Origin of the sequence: Mycobacterium sp. 852002-53434_SCH5985345, from assembly GCF_001667155.1 — a bacterium.
Lineage (GTDB): Bacteria > Actinomycetota > Actinomycetes > Mycobacteriales > Mycobacteriaceae > Mycobacterium.
In genome coordinates, this window is sequence record NZ_LZIE01000056.1 from 1 (window position 1) to 20,359 (window position 20,359).

Genomic DNA, 20,359 nt, shown 5'->3' on the forward strand with positions numbered 1-20,359 from the left:
CAAATACCTTGACGGACAGCCGCAGAACACCGCCAATAGCGCCGTCCCTCTGGCAGCGCCTCGCGACGGCCGATAGGTTTGAACCATGAGGGAAGCGCCACACGTGCTGGGCATTGTCCTGGCCGGCGGTGAGGGCAAGCGGCTGTATCCGCTGACCGCGGATCGGGCCAAGCCCGCGGTTCCCTTCGGCGGCGCCTATCGGCTGATCGACTTCGTGCTCTCCAACCTCGTCAACGCGCGCTACTTGAGGATCTGCGTTCTCACCCAGTACAAGTCGCATTCACTGGACCGTCACATTTCGCAGAACTGGCGGCTTTCCGGTCTGGCCGGTGAGTACATCACCCCCGTGCCCGCGCAGCAGCGCCTGGGCCCCCGCTGGTACACCGGCTCCGCCGACGCGATCTACCAATCGCTCAATCTGATCTACGACGAAGACCCCGACTACATAGTCGTTTTCGGCGCCGACCACGTTTATCGGATGGACCCCGAGCAGATGGTCCACTTCCACATCGAAAGCGGGGCCGGCGCGACGGTGGCCGGCATCCGCGTGCCGCGCGGAGAGGCCACCGCATTCGGGTGTATCGACGCCGACGATTCCGGCCGCATCCGCGAATTCGTGGAGAAGCCGTTGGACCCGCCCGGCACACCGGATGACCCCGAGGCGACGTTCGTGTCGATGGGCAACTACATCTTCACCACCAAGGTGCTCATCGACGCGATTCGCGCCGACGCCGACGACGACCATTCGGATCACGACATGGGCGGTGACATCATTCCGCGCTTGGTGGGCGACGGGATGGCCGCGGTTTACGACTTCAAGGACAACGAGGTGCCGGGCGCGACCGATCGCGACCGGGGTTACTGGCGTGACGTGGGGACGCTGGACGCGTTCTACGACGCGCACATGGACCTGGTCTCGGTGCATCCAGTGTTCAACCTCTACAACAAGCGCTGGCCGATCCGCGGTGAGTCGGAGAACCTGGCACCGGCCAAGTTCGTCAACGGCGGCTCGGCCCAGGAGTCGGTCGTCGGCGCCGGCAGCATTATTTCGGCAGCTTCGGTGCGCAACTCGGTGCTGTCGTCCAACGTCGTGGTCGATGACGGCGCGATCGTGGAGGGCAGCGTGATCATGCCCGGCGCCCGGGTCGGCCGGGGCGCGGTGGTACGCCACGCCATCCTGGACAAGAACGTCGTCGTCGGGCCCGGCGAGATGGTCGGCGTGGACCTCGAGAAGGACCGGGAGCGCTTCGCGATAAGCGCGGGCGGTGTGGTCGCGGTGGGCAAGGGCGTCTGGATTTAGTGCCCCGTGCTACCCGGGGATCTCCGGGATCAGCAGATGCGCGTCGTAGCGCGGGCCCCAGTGCAGCTTGACGCGGCCGCGCGGCGAGCCGGCATAGGCCGCGGGGAGCTGGCCGGTGAGCGGGTTCCTCGGGGACAACCAGCGCCCTGCGACCACCAAGCGCAGCTGCTCACCGGCGCGGAACAGTGTCGCGGACGGGCCCAGCGCCACGTTGACCTCGACGACCTCGTGCGCGGCGACGGGTCGCGGGTTTGTGCACGCCGCGACGGGTTCCCACGGCCGCGAAAGATCGGCGTCCAGCGCACGCAGCGAGACTCGCTGCCAACCGGTGCTCACCCGATCGCGGCCGTAGCCGTAGGAGCCTTCGAATGCGACAAACCGTCCGGCACGCCACTTCTCCACGCCGACGAACAGGTTGGCGTCGTCGCAGCCGTCCAGCTCGATCCACAGCCGCGCCGCCATCGGGCCGGTCAGCTCGATATCAGCCGGGACGGTCCAGCTGAAAGCTGCTGCGCCGGAGCGGGTTCCGAACGTGATGCCACTTTCCTCCGATGGCCGCTGGGCGGTCAGCAGTCCACCCTCGGCCAAATACATTGGGCGCCAATGGGTGCGCGCCAGCGGCCATTCGGCCTCTTCGCGCACTGCTGCGACGGTGTCGCGGTCTTCGCGGACCTCGAGGCGGACGCTGCGGGAAGCGGGCACCCCGTCCAGCACTCCGCGGAAGAACCGCAATTGCTCGGTCAGCGCGGGCTTGGAGTAAAAGGTCGCCCACTTGCCGGCGCGGTGGGTGTAGAGGCGGGCGTGGCTGGAGCCGGCGTGCGTGAACGCGCGGATGGAGCCGCGGCTGTGCAGGTTGTTGTCGGAGAAGCTGCCGCACACCAGCATGGGCACCTTGATCGCGGAGAGGTCCGGGACCAGCGAACGCCAGAACTCATCGCGCAACGGGTGGGCGTCCTGCATCCGTTCCAGGTCGTAGGCCTGCCGGGTGTCGCGTCGCACGTTTCGCGACCACACCCTGGTGAACCCGGTCTCGCGAACGCCGCCCGGGAAGGTCAGGTCACGGTAGGCGTCGGTGAAGCCTTCCCACGGGCAGATCGCCCGTAGTGCCGGCGGCTGCAGCGCGGCAACCGCGTACTGGCTGATGGCCAGGTACGACACCCCGAGCATGACGACGCGTCCATCGCTCCATGGCTGTCCGGCGATCCACTGCACCAGGTCGTAGGTGTCCTCGGCCTCCTGGCGCGACAACAGGCGCCCGTTTCCGTCGGAGCGACCACAGCCGCGCGAATCGGCATTCACCATGACGAAGCCCTGCGCTGTCCACCACGCGGGATCGGGCGCCTCCCAGCCGGTCAGCGCCGAGAAGCGCACCGGTCGCGGCTGGCGCAGGATCCGGTACTGCATGGAGAACGTCCACCTGTTGCCGCGCCGCCTCGGCAGATTGTCCTTGCCGTAGGGGTGGATGCTCAGAATCACCGGTCGAGCACCGGTATCGCGCTGCCGGAAAACGTTGACCCGCAATACCGTTCCGTCGCGCGTCGGCACGCCTACATCGCGTTCGACGTCAAGGTCGGCCGGTGGATCGGTCACCGTGACGGGTGGCTTGGCGACGCCGCGTATCCGGCTCATCGCGTACCGGAGCGCGCCGGGGCGTCGCCACGGCCGATCTCGCGCGGGCGCGGGATTTCGGGCCACGCGAATACCCTAGGCGCGTCGGCCCGGCCGTTACCAGATGTAGGGAACCAACCGATAGCGCACCCGTTGCCGGTATTCGCGATACCCGGTCAACTCCTGGGTGAGGAGCGTTTCCTCGTCGAGGATGCGGAGGGCGAGCAGGATGCAGCCCGGGATGACCAAGAGCAACGCCCAGTAGGAGCCGAGCCCCAACGGCATGCCGATCATCATGACCACGTTCCCGACATACATGGGGTGGCGCACGAATCGATAGAAGCCATCGGACACCAGTGTCTGGCCTGACTCCACTGTGATAGTGGCCGCGGCGTAACCGTTTTGGACGATCACCAGCATGGCGATCCCGAGCCCCGCCGCCACCAGGACATCGCCGAGCACGGACAGCCACGCCGGCACGGACGACCAGCCGAACCGGTGATCGACCGCGCTGAGCACCATCGCCGCGAATAGGACCAGGAACGAGCCGGTGATGATGAATTTCTGGGCCGCCCGGGGTTCGGCCCGCGGGCCCGCCTTCATGCGGCGCTGCAGGGCCGCGGGATTGTTGCGCGCCAGGTAGACGACGGGGACGATCGTTGCCGCCATGAACACGGCGATGAAAACCCATGCCTGCCAATAACGCAACGTGCCGGCGGGCAGGAAGAGGATCAAGCCGAAAGAGAGGATTCCCCAGATCGATTGCACCGTCACGCGAAGACCGGTTTTCACAGCGCTCCTAACCACGCAGATCGCGGCGTCGGAAGCCCATGACACCGAGGGTAACGAGTGCGGCGTCAATGGCCAATAGCCACAGCAGTGGCGTGGCGGTGAAACCCGCGCCGACCCGGGGAATGTGGGCGAACGGTTCCAGGTCGAGCAACCATTGCGAGAACCCGGCCAACGAACCGATCAGGTATAGGGCGATGAATCCCACCAGAACGCCCCAAGCCACGGGCGTGAATCGTGGTGCCAGGCCGAATAAGCCGACCGTCACCGCGGACAACAACCAGACTGCGGGCAGTTGCACGGCCGCGCTTGCCACCACGACAGCCACCTTGCCGCCGACGTCGCCGGCGGCGGCGCCGTAGACCAGGCCGCCGGCCAAACCGCTGACCAGCATCGCCACCGAGGATCCGACCAATGCCGCCAGCAGGTGGCTCGCCAGCCAGCGGGCTCTCGACACCGCACCGGCCAGCGTCGCTTCGGCGCGTTGGCCCGCTTCCTCCTGGTGCAATCGCAGCGTCAGCGAGACGGCGAATGCGGCGGCCGCCATCCCCATCATGGTGAACGCGACGGCGATGAAGGCCTCCTCCAAGGCGCTGGTACCGCCCATCCGGACGACGATGTCGCGGGCGGCGTCGCTGCCGCCGAGCTCGTCGCCGATGCCGTGCACCACACTGCCCATCAAGACGCCATACAGACACAGCCCCACGGTCCAGAGCAGGAGCGCACCACGGTCCAATCGCCAGGCCAGCCCGAACACATTGCCCAGCGCGGGCGCGGCCGAGCCGGGGCCGGGGCGTTCGGCAAAGAGCCCGGCACCGACGTCACGGCCGGCGAGCAGCCGGTATGCCACCGCGGTGAGCGCCACGGCTGTCGTCAGATGCAGCGTCAATACGGACCAGTGATCGCCGGCGTACGGCCGGACCTGCAAGGACCACCCCAGTGGCGAAAGCCACGACAGCGCACCGGAACCGGCGTCACCGACGGCGCGCAGCGTGAAGGCGGCCGCCAGAACCGCGAACGCGGCGCCGCGCGCGAACCGCGCGCTCGGGGACAGTTGCGCGGTCACCGCGGCGACGGCGGCGAACACCAGGCCGGAGCAGGCCAGCGCCGCACCGAACGCGAGCGACCCACCGGCGGGGACGTCGGTGGTGAGCAGTCCCGCCGCACCGATCACGCCGGTGGCGATGGAGGCCCCGAACGACAACAGCAGCGCGGCGGTGAGGCTGGCATAGCGACCGACGGCGGTCGAGTCCACGAGTTCGGTTCGGCCCGCCTCCTCGTCGGCCCGGGTGTGCCGGATGACGGTCAGGATGACGGCCACCGCGATCAGCAGGTGGAACATCCCCGCCTTCCAAATGCCAACGGCGCCAAGGCTGTCGTTGTAGACCTGTCCGTAGAGCGCGCGCTGCGCCGGGCTGGCCATGATGGAAGCGGCGAAGCCGGCCCGGGCGGCCTGGGTGGGGTAGACCTTTTCGATGCTGCCGACGTACACCGTTGCCAGCGGCACCGACAGCAGGAACACCCACAGCGGCAGCGAGATTCGGTCGCGGCGCAAGTAGAGCCGCAGCATCCCCAGCGTTCCGGCGAAGTTCGAGCCCCGCGGCGCGGGGTGCGCCGGGCGGTTTGAGCGATCCAAGGTTGCGGTGCTCATGATGCGGAAACCTGGTCCGCCGTGTCGTAGTGGCGCAGGAAGAGTTCCTCGAGCGTCGGCGGCTGGCTGACGAGGCTGCGCACGCCGGCGTCGCCGAGTGCCCGGATGAGTTCCCCGAGGCTTTCGCCGTCGACCTGAGCGCGCAGGATGGTGCCCTCGACGGTGACGTCCTCGACCCCCTTGATGCGAGTGAGGTCCCCGGGATCGCCGGTCATTTCGGCCTTGATCGAGGTGCGGCTGAGATGCCGCATCGAGTCCAGGGTCCCGCTCTCGACGGCCTTGCCGGCCCGGATGATGGTCACCCTTTCGCACAGCGCTTCGGTCTCGGCGAGGATGTGACTGGACAACAACACCGTCGCGCCGCGGTCGCGCGCCTCGGCAACGCACTGCTGAAAGACGTTCTCCATCAAGGGGTCCAGGCCGCTGCTGGGCTCGTCCAACAGCAAAAGGCGGGCCCGCGACGAGAAGGCGGAGATCAGCGAGACCTTTTGCCGGTTGCCCTTCGAATAGGTCCGCGCCTTCTTGTGTGGATCGAGGGCGAAGCGCTCGATCAGCTCGTCGCGACGTTTGCGGTCGATGCCGCCGCGCATCCGGGCCAGCAGGTCGATGGTCTCACCACCGGTCAGCGTCGGCCACAGTGTGACATCGCCGGGCACATAGGCGATCTGGCGGTGCAGGGCGACCGCGTCGGTCCACGGGTCGCCGCCCAGCAGCCGCACGCTGCCGCCGTCCGCCTTGACCAGACCCAGCAGGATGCGGATGGTCGTCGACTTCCCGGCGCCGTTGGGGCCGAGGAAGCCGTGCACTTCGCCTTCGCGCACGGTGAGATCCAGGCCGTCCAGCGCCCGCACCGCTCCGAAGTTCTTTGTCAGATGGTGAATTTCGATGGGCGCGATCTTGTCAACTGGCATGGTTTTCTCCTTGATCATCTGCGGCCAGGAATGCGTCATACATGGTGCGGTCGACCATCAGTCCTTCGGTGTAGATCTCGAGCGCGGGCAGGATCATGTCTCTGGAGTAGTCACGCAGGACCGCGCGCAAATCGGTTGGTGTGTCGTGCATCTGCAGATAGAGCAGGAAGCCCCCGCCTCCGGTGATGCCGAGATACTTGGCCCTGGCTTTCGGATCGCGGCTGGGCTTGATCGTCCCGGCCCGCACGCCTTCCTCCATGTACTCCTCGGCGTTGTCGATCATCCTGCGCCACAACATCTTCGCGAGGTCGCCACCGGTCTGCATGCTGCGTACCAGGTACGCCATCATCGGGGCGTAACTCTCGATCTCGGCCATTTGCGCGAACCAGGTTGCCGGGTCGTTCGACCTGATCGTCTCGGACTTGCTGTTGCGGATCTCGTCGGCGATGTAATCGTCACACGCCTTGCGCAGTCCCTCCTTGGAGCCGAAGTGGTGAATGACCAGCGCGGCGCTCACCCCCGCCGCCTCGGCGATCGCGCGCAGCCCCACGCCGAACCCGGACTCGCCGAACTGCTCGATGGCCGCGTCCCGGATCCGGGCGGCGGCGGTCAGGTCGGCTGAACGCATGTTCAGGACATTAAACGCACGTTCAGTCTCAAGTCAAGGAGGTAGCGCGTCAAGAATTCATAAAGGCGATCGCGAGCGCGGCGTCGTCGGGTGCGGCGGGTCGCCACCATCGGGTCAGTGGCGATCGCGAGCGCGGCGTCGTCGGGTGCGGCGGGTCGCCACCATCGGGTCAGTGGCGATCGCAAGCGCGGCGTCGTCGGGTGCGGCGGGTCGCCACCGCCAGATCAGTCGCGCACGGCGGCCAAAATGCCGTCGCCGAGCGGAACCAGGGCCGGGGTGAGCCGCTCGTCCTCGGCGATGAGTCGCGCAGCTTCCCGCACCGCGACCACCTCGGCGTCGCGGGCGGCGGGATCGCCGGCTCGCCCGCCGAGGGCCGCGCGGTGTACCACGATGACGCCGCCGGGTCGCAGCAGCCGCACGCCCTCGACGACGTAGTCCGGCTGGTCAACCGGGTCCGCGTCCACGAACACCAGGTCGTAGGACTCGTCGGCGAGGCGGGTGAGGACATCTTGGGCCCGGCCGCTGATCAGCCGGGTGCGCGACGGCCCGATGCCCGCTTCGGAGAAGGCTTGCTTGGCGAGCCGCAGATACTCGGGCTCGATGTCGATCGTCGTCAAGACGCCGTCCTCGCTCATGCCGGAGAGCAACCACAACCCACTGACCCCGGCGCCGGTGCCCACCTCCGCGACGGCCTTCCCGCCGCTGAGCTTGGTCAGCAGGCTCAGCAGCGCGCCCACCGCGGGCGTCACCGCGCCCGCGCCGATGTCCACGGCACGCTCGCGAGCGGCCGCCAGCAACGAGTCTTCGGAGATCGACCCCTCGGCGTGCGCGAACAGGGATTCGGCTCGACTGGGCGCCGGCTGGCCGGGGGTTTCTGCGTCGGTGCCGTCCATGCCCGCAGCGTATTCCACTTCGGTGCGCACCCCGGCATGGCGCGCCTAAGCTGCACCGTTACGACACGCCCGGCGAGGTCGCTGCGTTTAAGCTCACGCCGCGGCGGATATCTCCTGGACAGCGCTGGTAACGATACGGTTTCTCAGCCTCAGCTCAGACTGTTCATATACCGCACATACGCCGATACGCGACGGTGTCCCTATGGATCGCGGAGCGCGTGCGCACGGGAATACGGACTGGCGGCTACGTGTTGCCGCCGGTGACGACTTGTCGCTCTTCGGCAGGACTGATTCGGAGGATTCGATCATCACCACGCTTTTGGGCCCGACCAGCATGCCGCACGCGCAGGACTGCCCCACGGACGAGTGGGTGGAGGCGTCCGACGGCTTGCAAGGCACCGCGGTATTCGACGCGACCGGGGACAAGTCCACGATGCCCTCGTGGGACGAGCTGGTGCGTCAGCATGCCGACCGGGTATACCGGCTGGCCTACCGCCTCTCCGGCAATCAGCACGACGCCGAGGACCTCACCCAGGAGACCTTCATCCGGGTGTTCCGGTCCGTGCAGAACTATCAGCCCGGAACGTTCGAAGGCTGGTTGCACCGCATCACCACCAACCTGTTCCTCGACATGGTCCGCCGGCGCGCCCGGATCCGGATGGAGGCGCTGCCCGAGGATTACGAGCGGGTGCCCGCGGACGAGCCCAACCCCGAGCAGATCTACCACGATTCACGGCTCGGGCCGGACCTGCAGGCGGCTTTGGATTCGCTGCCGCCGGAGTTCCGCGCCGCCGTCGTGCTGTGCGACATCGAAGGCCTGTCCTATGAGGAGATCGGCGCGACGCTGGGCGTGAAGCTCGGGACCGTACGCAGCCGCATCCACCGCGGACGTCAGGCGCTTCGCGACTACCTGGCCGCCCATCCAGGCGCCGGCCGGGGTGCACTGCACGCGGAGCCGGCGTAGCCGGCGAACTCCCGAATCGACACAGCGGGTCGCCGCCCGGATGTGAGCCAGCGGTTTTGTGGTCTTGAGATGCGCTATTGCGCACCCCTCGCGCTACATTCGAGGGGTAGGCGCTACGAAAGGACCCGGTGATGCCCGATCGAGGAGGACATCTCTTCCGCCGCGCGTTCTCCTGGCTTCCCGCACAGTTCGCCTCCCAGAGCGATGCGCCCGTCGGCGCGCCGCGCCAGTTCGGTTCGACCGAGCACCTTTCCGTCGAAGCCATCGCGGCGTTCGTCGACGGTGAGCTGCGGATGAACGCGCACCTTCGGGCGGCGCACCACCTGTCGCTGTGCCCCGAGTGCGCGGCCGAGGTCGACGATCAGAGCCGGGCCCGTGCGGCGCTGCGCGACTCGCATCCGATCCGTATACCCAGCACGCTGCTCGGAATGCTCGCTGAGATTCCCTATGATTCGCCCGATGACATGACCACCAGGTCGTCCGACCGTTTTGCTGAGCGCGACGCCCGTGAGCAGCGCAAGCGTCCGTAGCTCGACACCCTCTGGCCGAACTCCCCATGGTTGATCCCGCCGACTTTTGCGCACCCCGCCCGCGCGCTCATGGGCGGCCGGCGCCGAACCGTGGATACTAGGGTGGACACGGCCACGCCGGTGTCGGGTATATCGCCCGGTGAAGGGCCTGTCTCGAGCGCTCAAGAAGAGGATCCAAAGGGGTAACGTGACCTCCGATCAAGGCAACGACAGCGGCAAGAACAGCGGCAACCGCTTAGCGCCGCGCCCCATCTCCCGTCCGCCGGTCGACCCCGCATCGCGTCAACTGTTCAGCCGTCCCGACGGGCTGCGCGGATCCTTCGTGGCCGACCGCGTCCGCCCGCAGAAGTATCGCGAACAGACCGACTTCCGGCCGCACGAAGAACCGGCTGATCCGGTCCTGCAGGAGGCGTTCAGTCGCCCGGTCGGCAGTCCCGACTCGCTGCAGCGCCACCCGGTCGACGCCGGTGCGCTGGCGGCGGAGAAAAACGGTGCCGAGACGGACGAGCTCGACGATCCCTGGCGAGACCCGTCGGCGGCCGCGGCGCTGGGCACTCCGGCCGTCGCCCCATCGGGGCCGCGAGGGCCGCGGGGCTACGGCGGCAAGCTCGGCGTGCGCGACGTGCTCTTCGGCGGCAAGGTGTCCTACCTGGCGCTGCTGGTCTTGCTGCTGATCGCGCTGCTCATCGGGGTGATCGGCGGGGTGGTCGGCCGCAAGACGGCCGAGGTCGCCGAGGCGTTCACCACCTCGAAGGTGACGCTGTCGACCAACGGCAACGGTGAAGGGCCGGCGGGTCGCTTCGCCAAGGTGGCCGCGGCGACCGCCAACGCGGTGGTGACCATCGAGTCCAAGAGCGACCAGGAGGGCTTGCAGGGCTCCGGCGTGGTGGTCGACGGTCGCGGCTACATCATCACCAATAACCACGTGATCTCCGAGGCGGCCAACAACCCCAGCCAGTTCAAGACGACCGTCGTGTTCAACGACGGCAAGGAAGTGCCCGCCAATCTGGTGGGGCGCGACCCCAAGACCGACCTTGCCGTGCTCAAGGTCGACAACGTCGACAATCTGAGCGTGGCCCGGTTCGGTGACTCGGACAAGGTGCGCGTCGGCGACGAGGTCCTTGCGGCGGGTGCGCCGCTCGGTCTGCGCAGCACCGTGACCCACGGCATCATCAGTGCGCTGCACCGTCCCGTCCCGCTATCGGGCGAGGGCTCCGACACCGACACCGTCATCGACGCTCTGCAGACCGACGCGTCGATCAATCACGGCAACTCCGGAGGCCCGCTGATCGACATGGATTCGCAGGTGATCGGCATCAACACCGCGGGTAAGTCCTTGTCCGACAGCGCAAGTGGGCTGGGTTTCGCGATTCCGATCGACGAGGCGAAGACGGTGGCCGACACGCTTATCAAAGACGGCAAGATCGTGCACCCGACGCTCGGGATCAGCACCCGGTCGGTGAGCAACGCCATCGCCTCCGGCGCCCAGGTTGCCAACGTGAAGGCGGGAAGCCCCGCGCAGAAGGGCGGCATCCTGGAGAACGACGTCATCGTCAAGGTCGGTAACCGCGGGGTCGCCGACTCCGACGAGTTCGTCGTCGCCGTGCGCCAGCTGACCATCGGCCAGGACTCACCGATCGAGGTGGTCCGCGACGGCCGGCATGTCACCCTGACCGTCAAGCCCGACCCCGACGGCAGCTAAATGTTCGGCAGCCTGAGCTGGGAGCACATCCTGGTCCTCGTCGTGGTCGGGCTGGTGGTCCTCGGGCCGGAGCGACTTCCCGGGGCCATCCGCTGGACGTCGACCGCGCTGCGGCAGGCCCGGGACTACCTCAGCGGGGTGACCACCCAGCTGCGCGAAGACCTCGGGCCCGAGTTCGACGATCTGCGGGTTCCGCTGAGCGAGTTGCAGAGGCTGCGGGGGATGACGCCGCGCGCCGCGCTGACCAAGCACCTGCTGGACGGCGACGATTCCTTCCTCACCGGGAACTTCGACAGGCCGGGCCCGGCGGTCAATGGGGTGCCCGCCGCTCCGTCGGAGCCGTCGACAGCGCCCCAGACGCACGCCCCCGGACCGGCACCCTTCGACGCCGACGCGACCTAGCGCGGCGATCGCAGCGCGCAGCGAAGCCGGGCGATGGGTCGCCCCGTGGCCTAGCGCCGCGTCGGATCGAGCCCGAGCGACACGCCTGCCAATCCGCGCCGTCGCGACGACAGGTTCTCGGCCACGCTGCGCAGTTCCTTGCCCGCCGGGGAGTCCGGCGCGCTCAAAACGATCGGGGTCCCCGAATCGCCCGCGGCCACCAACGCGGGGTCCAGCGGGATCTGACCCAGCAGCGGCACGTCGGCACCGACCGCGCGGGACAACCGTTCGGCCACCTGACGGCCGCCGCCCTCGCCGAACACCTGCATCGTCGAGCCATCCGGCAGCGTGAGGCCCGACATGTTCTCCACCACGCCGGCGATGCGCTGCCGGGTTTGCATCGCGATGCTGCCCGCCCGCTCGGCGACCTCGGCGGCGGCCAGCTGCGGCGTCGTCACGACCATGAGCTCGGCGCTCGGGATCAGCTGAGCCACCGAGATGGCGATGTCGCCGGTGCCCGGCGGCAGATCCAGCAACAGGACATCCAGGTCGCCCCAGTAGACGTCGGCCAGGAACTGTTGCAACGCCCGGTGCAGCATGGGCCCGCGCCACACCACGGGTGTGTTGCCCTCGGTGAACTGGGCGATCGAGATGACCTTCACCTCGTGGGCGATCGGCGGCAGGATCATCGACTCGACCTGGGTCGGGCGGTCGGTGGTGCCCATCATGCGGGGGATGGAATGGCCGTGGATGTCGGCGTCGAGTACGCCGACGGACAGTCCACGGGCCGCCATCGCGGCGGCGAGGTTGACCGTGACGGTGGACTTGCCCACCCCGCCCTTCCCGGACGCGACCGCATAGACCCGCGTCAGCGAGTTCGGCTGGGCGAAGGGGATGACGGGCTCGCGGGCGTCGCCGCGCAACTGCTTGCGCAGTTCGGTGCGCTGCTCGTCGTTCATCACGTCGAGGGTGACTTTCACGGCCCCGGTGCCCGGAACGTCGGAGACGGCCTGGGTGACCCGTTCGCTGATTTCGGTCTTCTTCGGACAGGCGGCGGTGGTCAGGTAGATCGCCACGTGCACGCCGCCGTCGGGCTCGGTGTCAATGCTCTTGACCATTCCGAGTTCGGTGATCGGGCGCCGTAACTCGGGGTCGATCACCTTCCCCAGTGCGGTGCGGATTGCTGCGCTCAGGTCGGCAGTGTCATGAGGGGACATCACCGCCGAGTGTAGGCGCGTGACGTTGTCGGCTGGTCAGCCGCCCGTAGCGGGACCCGGCTGCTTCGGCGCCGCCAAACGCGGCGGCGCCCACGGTGGGGCGGCGGGCGGCGGGTTCTGGGAGCCGACGCAGATCACCGTGCAGCCGGGCTGCCGCGTCGGGGCCTGCTGTTGGGTGGGGGTCATCCACGGGAACATCGGCGGTGGACCGGCGCTCTGCGGTTGGCCGAGGTCGATCAGCGGCACGCGCGCCAGGGGATCGTCCACCGGCAACCCGTTGACGTTCATCGGCAGGTTGGGGCCGAGTCCCTCGGGGTGCTCGAGGAAGCCGTCGCCGAGCGGAGGCGGCGGACCCGTCATCGGAGGCAGGTCGACCGGAACCACCCCGGTGGCGTACGCCGAGGCCCAGCCCAGCACGTTCTGCGCGTAGGCCATCGAGTTGTTGTAGCGAAGGATCGCGGCCATCACTTGCGACGGGTCGCGGAGATTGAGGCCGCCGCTGCACAGGTAGCGGGCCGCCGCCAGGGTGGAGTCGAACAGGTTCTGCGGATCGGCCACGCCGTCGCCTTTGCCGTCGGACGCGTATCGCGCCCAGGTGCCCGGCAAGAATTGCATCGGTCCCATCGCGCGGGCATAGGTGGGGCGGTTGCCGGTGCTGCTCTGCAGGATGACCTCGTTGCCCGGCAGCGTGCCGTCCAACGAGGGGCCGTAGATCGGGACGACGGCGGTGCCGCGCGCGTCAACGGCGCCGCCGCCCGCATGCCCCGACTCGATGCGTCCGATCCCCGCCAGCAAGTTCCAGCTGACGCCGCAGTTCGGGGCGGCCACGGCCATCTTTTGCTCGGCACTGCGATAGGCCGCCAGCGCGATGCTCGGGATGCCAAGCGCCCCAGGCGCATTCACGATCATCGCTGGCGGTGGTGCCGACAAGGCGGGTTCGGCTACGTGGAAAGCGGCCGGGGAACGGTCGATGGAGACGACGGCGGGCCCGGAGAGGTCGGGGATGCTAGGGGACACCGCGGCCACCGGGGTGATGTTCGCGTGCACCGGAGGGAGTTTTTCGGGAAGCGAAGGCGCCGCTCCGCTCACTGCTCCGGCGAAAATCAACGGGGTGATGGTCGCGACCCCGAACGCACGCGTGCGTGTTACCTGAAGTGCTCGTTGCCGCTCCGCCGCGGCGGCCGGGTGTGTACCCCGGCGTCCCCCTATGCGCACTCGACCGTCCTAGGTATGTGAGCTGGTCAACTGCTTCTCAGCCGTGAACTAGATCACCATACATAACTCTTGTGACCAGAGTGGCGCAATGGTCGGAACTGATTACGCCCCTATTTCCTTGCGTTTCGGTCGACGCTGTCACCGCCCTGCGCCGCCTCAGAGCCCTCGGATTCGACGTCCAAATTCGCCAGCAGCGAGCGTAGGTCCTCGAGCTCGTGACGCAGATATTCGCGGGTCACGACCTCACCGACCGCCAGTCGCACGGCTGCGAGTTCGCGGGCCAGAAACTCGGTGTCGGCCTTGGTCTGCGCGGCGCGATGGCGATCCTGTTCGAGCGCGACCCGATCGCGATTTTCCTGACGATTCTGTGCGAGCAGAATCAGCGGCGCCGCGTAGGCGGCCTGCGTGGAGAAGGCCAGGTTGAGCAGGATGAAGGGGTACGGGTCCCACCGCAGACTCACCGCGGACAGGTTCAGCGCAATCCAGGCCACCACGAGGATGGTCTGCACCAGCAGGTAGCGGCCGGTGCCGAAGAAGCGTGCGATCGACTCGGTGATCTGGCCGACGGCCTCGGGGTCGAGGCGAGGCGAGTACCTGCGCGACGTCCGCGGGGTGTAGAGCCGGCGCGGGGTCGAGGACGTGCTCACGCGGATCCTCCCAGTTCTTCGAGCCGGCCGGTGACGTCGAGCGCCTGCACATCGACCCGCCAGTCGTGCGGCAACAGGTGATCGAGAAGATCGTCCACCGTCACCGCGCCCAGTAGGTGGTTCTGGTCATCGAGGACCGGTCCGCACACCAGGTTGTAGGCGGCCAGGTAGCGGGTCACCGCCCCCAGCGGCGTTTCCGGCGTCAGGGTGAGCAGGTCGTTGTCGACTATCCCACCGACCAACGCCGCCGGTGGTTCGCGCAGCAGCCGCTGCAGCTGCACACAGCCCAGGTACCGCCCCGTCGGTGTGGACGTGGGCGGGCGCACCACGAACACCATGGACGACAGGGCGGGGGTGAGGTCGGGGTCGCGGACCCGGGCCAGCGCCTCGGCGACCGACGTGTCGGGTGTCAGCACCACCGGATCCGACGTCATCAGGCCGCCCGCGGTGTCGGGCGAATGTGCCAGCAGCCGACGTACCGGGGCCGACTCGCCCGGGTCCATCCGGGTCAGGAGCATCTCGGCGTCGGTCGGATTCAGCACGCCGAGCAGGTCGGCGGCGTCGTCGGGATCCATCTCCTCGAGCACGTCGGCCGAGCGTTCGGTGCCCAGCTCGGACAGCACGTCGGCCTGGTCCAGCTCGGGCAGTTCCTGCAGGACATCCGCCAGCCGGTCGTCGTCGAGCGCTTTGAGCACCTCGTAGCGCCGCTTGGGCGGCAGCCCACGGATGGCGTCGGCCACATCGACCGCCTTCCAGCCCTCGAACTGGTTCAGCAGCTGCGCCACCCCCTGGCCCGGCAGCGCCAGCGCCGACGGGGTGAGGCCCTGCACGTTTTGCCAATCCACGACGTGCACGGGGCCGCGCCGGCCCAGCCGCCGCTGACTGCGGACCGCTACCCGGCTCACCATCCAGTCGCGGGTGCGCATTTGTTCGATGCCCAGGTCGGTGACGACGACGTCGAGGCCGGCCAGCTCGGGCAGCGCGGGGTCGTTGACCCTGACCTGAGTGTCGAGCACCTGGCCGATCGCCAGCACCTCGCCCGGACGCTGTTCGAAGTGGCGCAGGGACACGCTGCCGGTGTTGAGCGTGACCGCCTCCGGTTCGATCGAGGTAACCCGGAGCATCGGGATGAAGATGCTGCGCCGCGTCGCCAAATCGACGACCAACCCCAGCACGCGCGGCTGCTGACGCACGATGCTGATGCTGATCACCACATCGCGGATCCGGCCGAAGGACTCGCCGAGTGGACCCAGCACCAACATCCGCGAGAGCCGGGCGATGTAGACCCTGTTGACCGATGCCATGGGGAAAGCCTAGGCAGCGCCGGGCGGCAGGGCAGATGGCGGCGGTGTTCGCTCGCTTACGCGATGGTGCTAACGCGAGTGCATCGCGAATATCGCGAAGATCAGGCCCACCACCAGGGTTGCGACGCCGATGACGATGCCGGCGACCGCGAGGCCGTAGCCGTCCTGCTGGGTGCGCTTGATCTGATTGAGCGCGACCACTCCCATCACGATGCCCGCGATCGAGCCGAGGCAGCAGCAGAACACACCGGTGAACGACGAGATGAGCGACGCGATAGCGAGCTTGTTCGTGCCCGGCTTGAGTCCGCTCGGCAACCCGTAGCCGCCCAGGTAGTCCGGCGCGGGGTAGTAGCCGCCCGGATAAGACGGTGGCCCGTAGCCGGCGGGCGGCCCGCCGAATTGCGGAGGCACCGGCTGGTACGGCGGCGGGCCGTAGCCCGGCGGCTGTTCGTAGCCCGGCGGCTGCCCGTATCCGGGTGGCGGCGGCGGGTATTGGCTCCCGTAACCCGGGTGGTGCTCGGTGGGATACGCCGGCGGCGGATAGGCCGGGGGCGGATATTCCGGCGTCGGCGCCGATGCGGGCGGCTCCCACGGCGCCTCGGGCTGTTCCGGAGCCCCGCTGCCGGCGGGCGTCGGTTTGGCCTGGTCATCGTGGGCGCGTTCGCCGAAGTCATCGCCGGGCGCTGTCATGCTGTTCAACCTAGCCGATGCTCAAGTGCGCGATTGGTGGCGAATCGCCGCGGACCTGCGGACCGCGGGGTCTTGTCTTCGCAGGTTGGCGTGCGGTCGCTGGATAGGCTATGAGGGCCCGAGATGTGACCTCGGCCAGGGCGGAGCAGAATGAGCACCAATGACTAGTCCTTTCCAGCCCGGTCAAGTTCCAGGCGCCACGCCCGCCGGTGCGGCGGCCGCCCGGCGCGGCGTGCCCTCGTTACCGACCCCGCCCAAGGGCTGGCCGGTCGGCTCCTATCCGACCTACGCCGAGGCGCAGCGAGCCGTCGACTACCTTTCCGAGCAACAGTTCCCGGTGCAGCAAGTGATCATCGTCGGCGTCGACCTTATGCAGGTCGAACGAGTGACCGGTCGGCTGACGTGGCCAAAGGTTCTCGGCGGCGGTGTGCTCAGCGGGGCCTGGCTGGGCTTGTTCATCGGGCTGGTGCTCGGGTTCTTCAGCCCGAATCCGTGGGCTGCGCTGGCCACCGGCCTGGTCGCCGGTGTCTTCTTCGGTTTGATCACCTCCGCGGTCCCGTACGCGATGGCCCGTGGCACAAGGGATTTCAGCTCGACCATGCAGCTGGTGGCCGGCCGCTACGACGTGCTCTGCGATCCGCAGAACGCGGAGAAGGCACGGGATCTGTTGGCGCGCTTAGCGATTTGAGGCCGCGCGCGAGAGGTGTGAATCGGTGGTGAAACGTCCCGGGCGCCTGCGCCGGATGGGCGTCATCGCGCTGGCGACGGTGACCACCACGGCGGCGCTCTCTAGCTGCGGGTCCGCCGGAAACGGGCTGGTGATCACTTTCTTCACGCCGGCCACCGACTCGGCCACGTTCACGGCGGTGTCACAAGAGTGCACCAGGCAATCGCGGGGACGGTTCACCGTCCAGCACGTGAGCCTGCCGCGGGGTCCCGGGGAGCAGCGAGTGCAGCTGGCGCGGCGGCTGAGCGCCCATGACCGCGGGCTGGACGTGATGGCGCTGGACGTGGTGTGGACCGCGGAGTTCGCCGAGGCGGGCTGGGCGCTGCCGTTATCCGACGACCCCGAGGGGCGGGCCGACGCGGACGCCGCCGTTGACACGTTGCCCGGCCCGCTGGCGACGGCCCGCTGGAAGCACAGGCTGTATGCCGAACCCGTCATAACCAACACGCAATTGCTTTGGTACCGGCCCGATTTGGTGAGCCAACCGCCGCAGGACTGGGATGCGATGGTGGGCGAGGCCGCCCGGTTGCACGCCGCGGGTCAGCCCGCCTGGATCGCCGTGCAGGCGAACGAGGGTGAGGGCCTGGTTGTGTGGTTCAACACGCTGCTGGTGAGCGGCGGAGGTCAGGTGCTCTCCGAGGACGGCCGCCAGGTCACGCTGACCGACACGCCCGCACACCGGGCCGCGACCGTCAACGCGCTGCGCATCCTCAAGTCCGTCGGTACCGCCCCCGGGGCCGACCCGTCGATCAGCCGGACCGATGAAGGCACGGCGCGCCTGGCGGTCGAACAGGGCAAGGCCGCATTGGAAGTCAACTGGCCGTATGTGCTGGCCTCCATGCTGGAGAACGCGGTGAAGGGCGGTGTCCCCTTTCTGCCGCTGAACCGCGACCCGGCCCTGGCGGGCAGCATCAACGACGTCGGGACGTTCGTGCCCAGCGACGAGCAGTTCCGCATCGCCTACGACGCCAGCCGGCGGGTCTTCGGATTCGCGCCGTATCCCGGTGTGGCGCCGGGCCGGCCAGCCAAGGTGACGCTCGGCGGGTTGAACCTCGCCGTGGCCAGCACTACCCGCCACCGTGCGGAGGCCTTCGAAGCCGTGCGCTGCCTGCGCAGCCTGCAGAGCCAGAAATACGTGTCGATGGCGGGTGGCCTGCCCGCGGTCCGGGCGTCGTTGTACTCCGACCCGCAATTCCAGACCAAATATCCGATGTACACGATCATTCGGCAACAGCTCACCGATGCCGCCGTGCGGCCGGCCACGCCGGTGTATCAGGCGCTGTCGCTGCGGCTGTCGGCGGCGCTGAGCCCGATCGCCGAAATCGACCCGGAGCGGACGGCCGACGAACTCACCGCGCAGGCGCAGAAGGCCATCGACGGCAAGGGGCTGTTGCCGTGACCCGCGCCGGCGACGATGCAGTGGGGGTACCGCCCGCTCGCGGGGGAGAGCGACGCTGATGACCGTAGCCGCCGCGCCACGCCCTCGGGCCCGAAACCAGCTGCCGGAACGGCGACTTGCCTTTGTGCTCGTCGCGCCTGCGGCGATCCTGATGCTGGCGGTGACGGCCTACCCGATCGGCTATGCGGTGTGGCTGAGCCTGCAGCGCAACAACCTCGCCACCCCCAACGACACCGCATTCGTCGGGTTGAGCAACTACCAAACGATCTTGACCGACCGCTATTGGTGGACCGCTCTGGCCGTAACCCTGGGAATAGCAGCGGTTTCGGTGTCGCTCGAGTTCGTGTTGGGCCTGGCGCTGGCACTGGTGATGCACCGCACGTTGGTCGGTAGGGGCCTGGTGCGCACCGCGGTGCTCATTCCGTACGGCATCGTCACCGTGGTCGCGTCCTACAGCTGGTACTACGCTTGGACGCCGGGAACCGGCTATCTGGCCAACCTTCTGCCGCAGGGCAGCGCCCCCCTGACCGCCCAGATCCCGTCGCTCGGCATCGTCGTCCTGGCCGAGGTTTGGAAGACGACCCCCTTCATGTCGCTGCTCCTGCTGGCCGGGCTGGCGCTGGTGCCCGAAGACTTGCTGAAGGCCGCCCAGGTCGACGGCGCCGGGCCGTGGCGGCGGCTGATGCGCATCACCCTGCCCATCATCAAGCCGGCGGTGGTGGTCGCGTTACTCTTCCGAACGCTGGACGCCTTTCGCATCTTCGACAGCATCTACGTGCTGACCGACGGCGCCAACAACACCGACTCGGTGTCAATCCTGGGTTACGACAACCTTTTCAAGGGGTTCAACGTCGGATTGGGCTCGGCGATCAGCGTGCTCATCTTCCTCTGTGTGGGCATCATCGCGCTGGTCTACATCAAGGCGTTCGGCGCCGCGGCGCCCGGTGGTGACGTCGATGGCCGCTAACAAAGCGGGCCCCGGGCGGGCCTGGGCCGGCTGGGTCCTGCTAGACACCGTGGTGGTGGTGTACGCACTGGTTCCGGTGTTGTGGATCCTGAGCCTCTCGCTCAAGCCGACGTCAACGGTCAAGGACGGCAAGCTGATTCCGTCGTCGGTGTCCTTCGAGAACTACCGTGGCATCTTCCGCGGTGACTTGTTCAGCTCGGCGCTGGTCAACTCGATCGGGATTGGGTTGATCACCACCGCGATCGCGGTGGGGCTCGGCGCGATGGCGGCCTACGCGATCGCCAGGCTGAACTTCCCGGGCAAGCGGATGCTGATCGGTGCCACCCTGCTGGTCACCATGTTCCCGGCGATCTCGCTGGTCACCCCGCTGTTCAACATCGAACGCTTCGTCGGCCTGTTCGATACCTGGCCCGGGCTGATCTTGCCCTACATCACATTCGCTCTGCCGCTCGCCATCTACACGCTGTCGGCGTATTTCCGGGAGATTCCGTGGGATCTGGAGAAGGCGGCGAAAATGGACGGTGCCACACCGGCCCAGGCGTTCCGCAAGGTGATCGTCCCGCTGGCCGCGCCCGGGGTGGTCACCGCGGCGATTCTGGTGTTCATCTTCGCCTGGAACGACCTGCTGCTTGCGCTGTCGCTGACCGCCACCAAGGCGGCGATCACCGCCCCGGTGGCCATCGCGAACTTCGGTGGCAGTTCGCAATTCGAGGAACCCACCGGGTCGATCGCGGCCGGTGCCGTCGTGATCACGGTCCCGATCGTCCTCTTTGTTCTAATCTTCCAACGAAGAATCATCGCCGGGTTGACCTCCGGCGCTGTGAAGGGATAGCGCG

The 20,359-nt window shown here is 68.0% G+C and carries 20 protein-coding genes; 9 read left to right on the plus strand and 11 right to left on the minus strand.

What is annotated here, in order from left to right:
- Positions 1 to 85: 85 nt before the first annotated feature.
- Complete coding sequence (gene glgC / locus A5756_RS13185) at positions 86 to 1,300, plus strand: glucose-1-phosphate adenylyltransferase (protein WP_066952894.1); 1,215 nt, start codon at positions 86 to 88, stop codon at positions 1,298 to 1,300.
- A 9-nt stretch (positions 1,301 to 1,309) separates the two neighbouring features.
- Here glgC and A5756_RS13190 read toward each other — a convergent pair whose 3' ends face one another.
- From A5756_RS13190 to A5756_RS13215, 6 genes are all read right to left on the minus strand, one after another.
- Positions 1,310 to 2,995 (minus strand): CocE/NonD family hydrolase, encoded by a 1,686-nt coding sequence (locus A5756_RS13190; RefSeq protein WP_066952896.1) that lies wholly within the window; start codon positions 2,993 to 2,995, stop codon positions 1,310 to 1,312.
- A 30-nt stretch (positions 2,996 to 3,025) separates the two neighbouring features.
- Positions 3,026 to 3,700 (minus strand): isoprenylcysteine carboxylmethyltransferase family protein, encoded by a 675-nt coding sequence (locus A5756_RS13195; protein ID WP_066952898.1) that lies wholly within the window; start codon positions 3,698 to 3,700, stop codon positions 3,026 to 3,028.
- 7 nt (positions 3,701 to 3,707) lie between these two features.
- The gene (locus tag A5756_RS13200) at positions 3,708 to 5,348 is read right to left on the minus strand and encodes an ABC transporter permease (protein ID WP_156659487.1); all 1,641 of its coding nucleotides are present in this window, start codon (positions 5,346 to 5,348) and stop codon (positions 3,708 to 3,710) included.
- Positions 5,345 to 6,259 carry an ABC transporter ATP-binding protein gene (locus tag A5756_RS13205; RefSeq protein ID WP_066953040.1) on the minus strand — a complete coding sequence of 305 codons (915 nt, stop codon included), beginning with the start codon at positions 6,257 to 6,259 and terminating at the stop codon, positions 5,345 to 5,347. The genes A5756_RS13200 and A5756_RS13205 overlap by 4 nt, the downstream gene beginning before the upstream one ends.
- Positions 6,249 to 6,887: a TetR/AcrR family transcriptional regulator gene (locus A5756_RS13210; protein ID WP_066952900.1), complete on the minus strand. Its 639-nt coding sequence runs from the start codon at positions 6,885 to 6,887 to the stop codon at positions 6,249 to 6,251. The genes A5756_RS13205 and A5756_RS13210 overlap by 11 nt, the downstream gene beginning before the upstream one ends.
- Before the next feature lie 224 nt (positions 6,888 to 7,111).
- Entirely contained in the window at positions 7,112 to 7,780 is a 669-nt protein-coding gene (locus tag A5756_RS13215; protein ID WP_066953042.1) for an O-methyltransferase, read from the minus strand.
- Between the two features lie 202 nt (positions 7,781 to 7,982).
- Between A5756_RS13215 and sigE the strand changes: the two genes are divergently transcribed.
- The 4 genes from sigE (at position 7,983) to tatB (ending at position 11,378) form a co-directional block, all read left to right on the plus strand.
- The gene (sigE, locus tag A5756_RS13220; RefSeq protein WP_066952902.1) at positions 7,983 to 8,744 is read left to right on the plus strand and encodes an RNA polymerase sigma factor SigE; all 762 of its coding nucleotides are present in this window, start codon (positions 7,983 to 7,985) and stop codon (positions 8,742 to 8,744) included.
- Between the two features lie 131 nt (positions 8,745 to 8,875).
- A complete protein-coding gene (gene rseA / locus A5756_RS13225; protein WP_066952904.1) occupies positions 8,876 to 9,274 on the plus strand; it encodes an anti-sigma E factor RseA in 399 nt (132 codons plus the stop codon).
- 187 nt (positions 9,275 to 9,461) lie between these two features.
- Positions 9,462 to 10,976: a S1C family serine protease gene (locus tag A5756_RS13230; protein ID WP_066952905.1), complete on the plus strand. Its 1,515-nt coding sequence runs from the start codon at positions 9,462 to 9,464 to the stop codon at positions 10,974 to 10,976.
- The gene (gene tatB, locus A5756_RS13235) at positions 10,977 to 11,378 is read left to right on the plus strand and encodes a Sec-independent protein translocase protein TatB (RefSeq protein ID WP_066952906.1); all 402 of its coding nucleotides are present in this window, start codon (positions 10,977 to 10,979) and stop codon (positions 11,376 to 11,378) included. It abuts the gene before it with no gap.
- 50 nt (positions 11,379 to 11,428) lie between these two features.
- Here tatB and A5756_RS13240 read toward each other — a convergent pair whose 3' ends face one another.
- From A5756_RS13240 to A5756_RS13260, 5 genes are all read right to left on the minus strand, one after another.
- A complete protein-coding gene (locus A5756_RS13240) occupies positions 11,429 to 12,574 on the minus strand; it encodes an Mrp/NBP35 family ATP-binding protein (RefSeq protein WP_156659489.1) in 1,146 nt (381 codons plus the stop codon).
- 36 nt (positions 12,575 to 12,610) lie between these two features.
- Complete coding sequence (locus A5756_RS13245; protein ID WP_082960028.1) at positions 12,611 to 13,789, minus strand: lytic transglycosylase domain-containing protein; 1,179 nt, start codon at positions 13,787 to 13,789, stop codon at positions 12,611 to 12,613.
- Positions 13,790 to 13,899: 110 nt separating this feature from the next.
- Positions 13,900 to 14,436: a DUF1003 domain-containing protein gene (locus A5756_RS13250; RefSeq protein WP_066952911.1), complete on the minus strand. Its 537-nt coding sequence runs from the start codon at positions 14,434 to 14,436 to the stop codon at positions 13,900 to 13,902.
- Entirely contained in the window at positions 14,433 to 15,740 is a 1,308-nt protein-coding gene (locus A5756_RS13255) for a magnesium transporter MgtE N-terminal domain-containing protein (RefSeq protein ID WP_066952913.1), read from the minus strand. The genes A5756_RS13250 and A5756_RS13255 overlap by 4 nt, the downstream gene beginning before the upstream one ends.
- A gap of 69 nt (positions 15,741 to 15,809) precedes the next feature.
- The gene (locus A5756_RS13260; protein WP_066952915.1) at positions 15,810 to 16,430 is read right to left on the minus strand and encodes a DUF4190 domain-containing protein; all 621 of its coding nucleotides are present in this window, start codon (positions 16,428 to 16,430) and stop codon (positions 15,810 to 15,812) included.
- Positions 16,431 to 16,590: 160 nt separating this feature from the next.
- Here A5756_RS13260 and A5756_RS13265 point away from each other — a divergent pair, with 160 nt between their 5' ends.
- From A5756_RS13265 to A5756_RS13280, 4 genes are read left to right on the plus strand one after another with little or no spacing between them, the layout of a single operon-like run.
- Positions 16,591 to 17,118, plus strand: coding sequence for a general stress protein (locus tag A5756_RS13265; RefSeq protein ID WP_066952917.1), 528 nt, complete (start codon positions 16,591 to 16,593; stop codon positions 17,116 to 17,118).
- A gap of 55 nt (positions 17,119 to 17,173) precedes the next feature.
- Positions 17,174 to 18,556 (plus strand): extracellular solute-binding protein, encoded by a 1,383-nt coding sequence (locus A5756_RS13270; protein WP_369828641.1) that lies wholly within the window; start codon positions 17,174 to 17,176, stop codon positions 18,554 to 18,556.
- A 58-nt stretch (positions 18,557 to 18,614) separates the two neighbouring features.
- The gene (locus A5756_RS13275) at positions 18,615 to 19,523 is read left to right on the plus strand and encodes a carbohydrate ABC transporter permease (protein ID WP_066952921.1); all 909 of its coding nucleotides are present in this window, start codon (positions 18,615 to 18,617) and stop codon (positions 19,521 to 19,523) included.
- Complete coding sequence (locus tag A5756_RS13280; protein WP_066952923.1) at positions 19,513 to 20,355, plus strand: carbohydrate ABC transporter permease; 843 nt, start codon at positions 19,513 to 19,515, stop codon at positions 20,353 to 20,355. Before A5756_RS13275 ends, A5756_RS13280 begins: the two co-directional genes overlap by 11 nt.
- Positions 20,356 to 20,359: the final 4 nt, after the last annotated feature.

What these genes read in the sequence shown, in the direction of transcription:
- glgC (WP_066952894.1), top strand. Translation starts at nt 86, where the DNA reads ATGAGGGAAGCGCCACACGTGCTGGGCATTGTCCTGGCCGGCGGTGAG.
- A5756_RS13200 (WP_156659487.1), bottom strand. Translation starts at nt 5,348, where the DNA reads ATGAGCACCGCAACCTTGGATCGCTCAAACCGCCCGGCGCACCCCGCG.
- A5756_RS13205 (WP_066953040.1), bottom strand. Translation starts at nt 6,259, where the DNA reads ATGCCAGTTGACAAGATCGCGCCCATCGAAATTCACCATCTGACAAAG.
- A5756_RS13210 (WP_066952900.1), bottom strand. Translation starts at nt 6,887, where the DNA reads ATGCGTTCAGCCGACCTGACCGCCGCCGCCCGGATCCGGGACGCGGCC.
- A5756_RS13215 (WP_066953042.1), bottom strand. Translation starts at nt 7,780, where the DNA reads ATGGACGGCACCGACGCAGAAACCCCCGGCCAGCCGGCGCCCAGTCGA.
- sigE (WP_066952902.1), top strand. Translation starts at nt 7,983, where the DNA reads ATGGATCGCGGAGCGCGTGCGCACGGGAATACGGACTGGCGGCTACGT.
- rseA (WP_066952904.1), top strand. Translation starts at nt 8,876, where the DNA reads ATGCCCGATCGAGGAGGACATCTCTTCCGCCGCGCGTTCTCCTGGCTT.
- tatB (WP_066952906.1), top strand. Translation starts at nt 10,977, where the DNA reads ATGTTCGGCAGCCTGAGCTGGGAGCACATCCTGGTCCTCGTCGTGGTC.
- A5756_RS13240 (WP_156659489.1), bottom strand. Translation starts at nt 12,574, where the DNA reads ATGTCCCCTCATGACACTGCCGACCTGAGCGCAGCAATCCGCACCGCA.
- A5756_RS13255 (WP_066952913.1), bottom strand. Translation starts at nt 15,740, where the DNA reads ATGGCATCGGTCAACAGGGTCTACATCGCCCGGCTCTCGCGGATGTTG.
- A5756_RS13260 (WP_066952915.1), bottom strand. Translation starts at nt 16,430, where the DNA reads ATGACAGCGCCCGGCGATGACTTCGGCGAACGCGCCCACGATGACCAG.
- A5756_RS13265 (WP_066952917.1), top strand. Translation starts at nt 16,591, where the DNA reads ATGACTAGTCCTTTCCAGCCCGGTCAAGTTCCAGGCGCCACGCCCGCC.
- A5756_RS13270 (WP_369828641.1), top strand. Translation starts at nt 17,174, where the DNA reads ATGGGCGTCATCGCGCTGGCGACGGTGACCACCACGGCGGCGCTCTCT.
- A5756_RS13275 (WP_066952921.1), top strand. Translation starts at nt 18,615, where the DNA reads ATGACCGTAGCCGCCGCGCCACGCCCTCGGGCCCGAAACCAGCTGCCG.
- A5756_RS13280 (WP_066952923.1), top strand. Translation starts at nt 19,513, where the DNA reads ATGGCCGCTAACAAAGCGGGCCCCGGGCGGGCCTGGGCCGGCTGGGTC.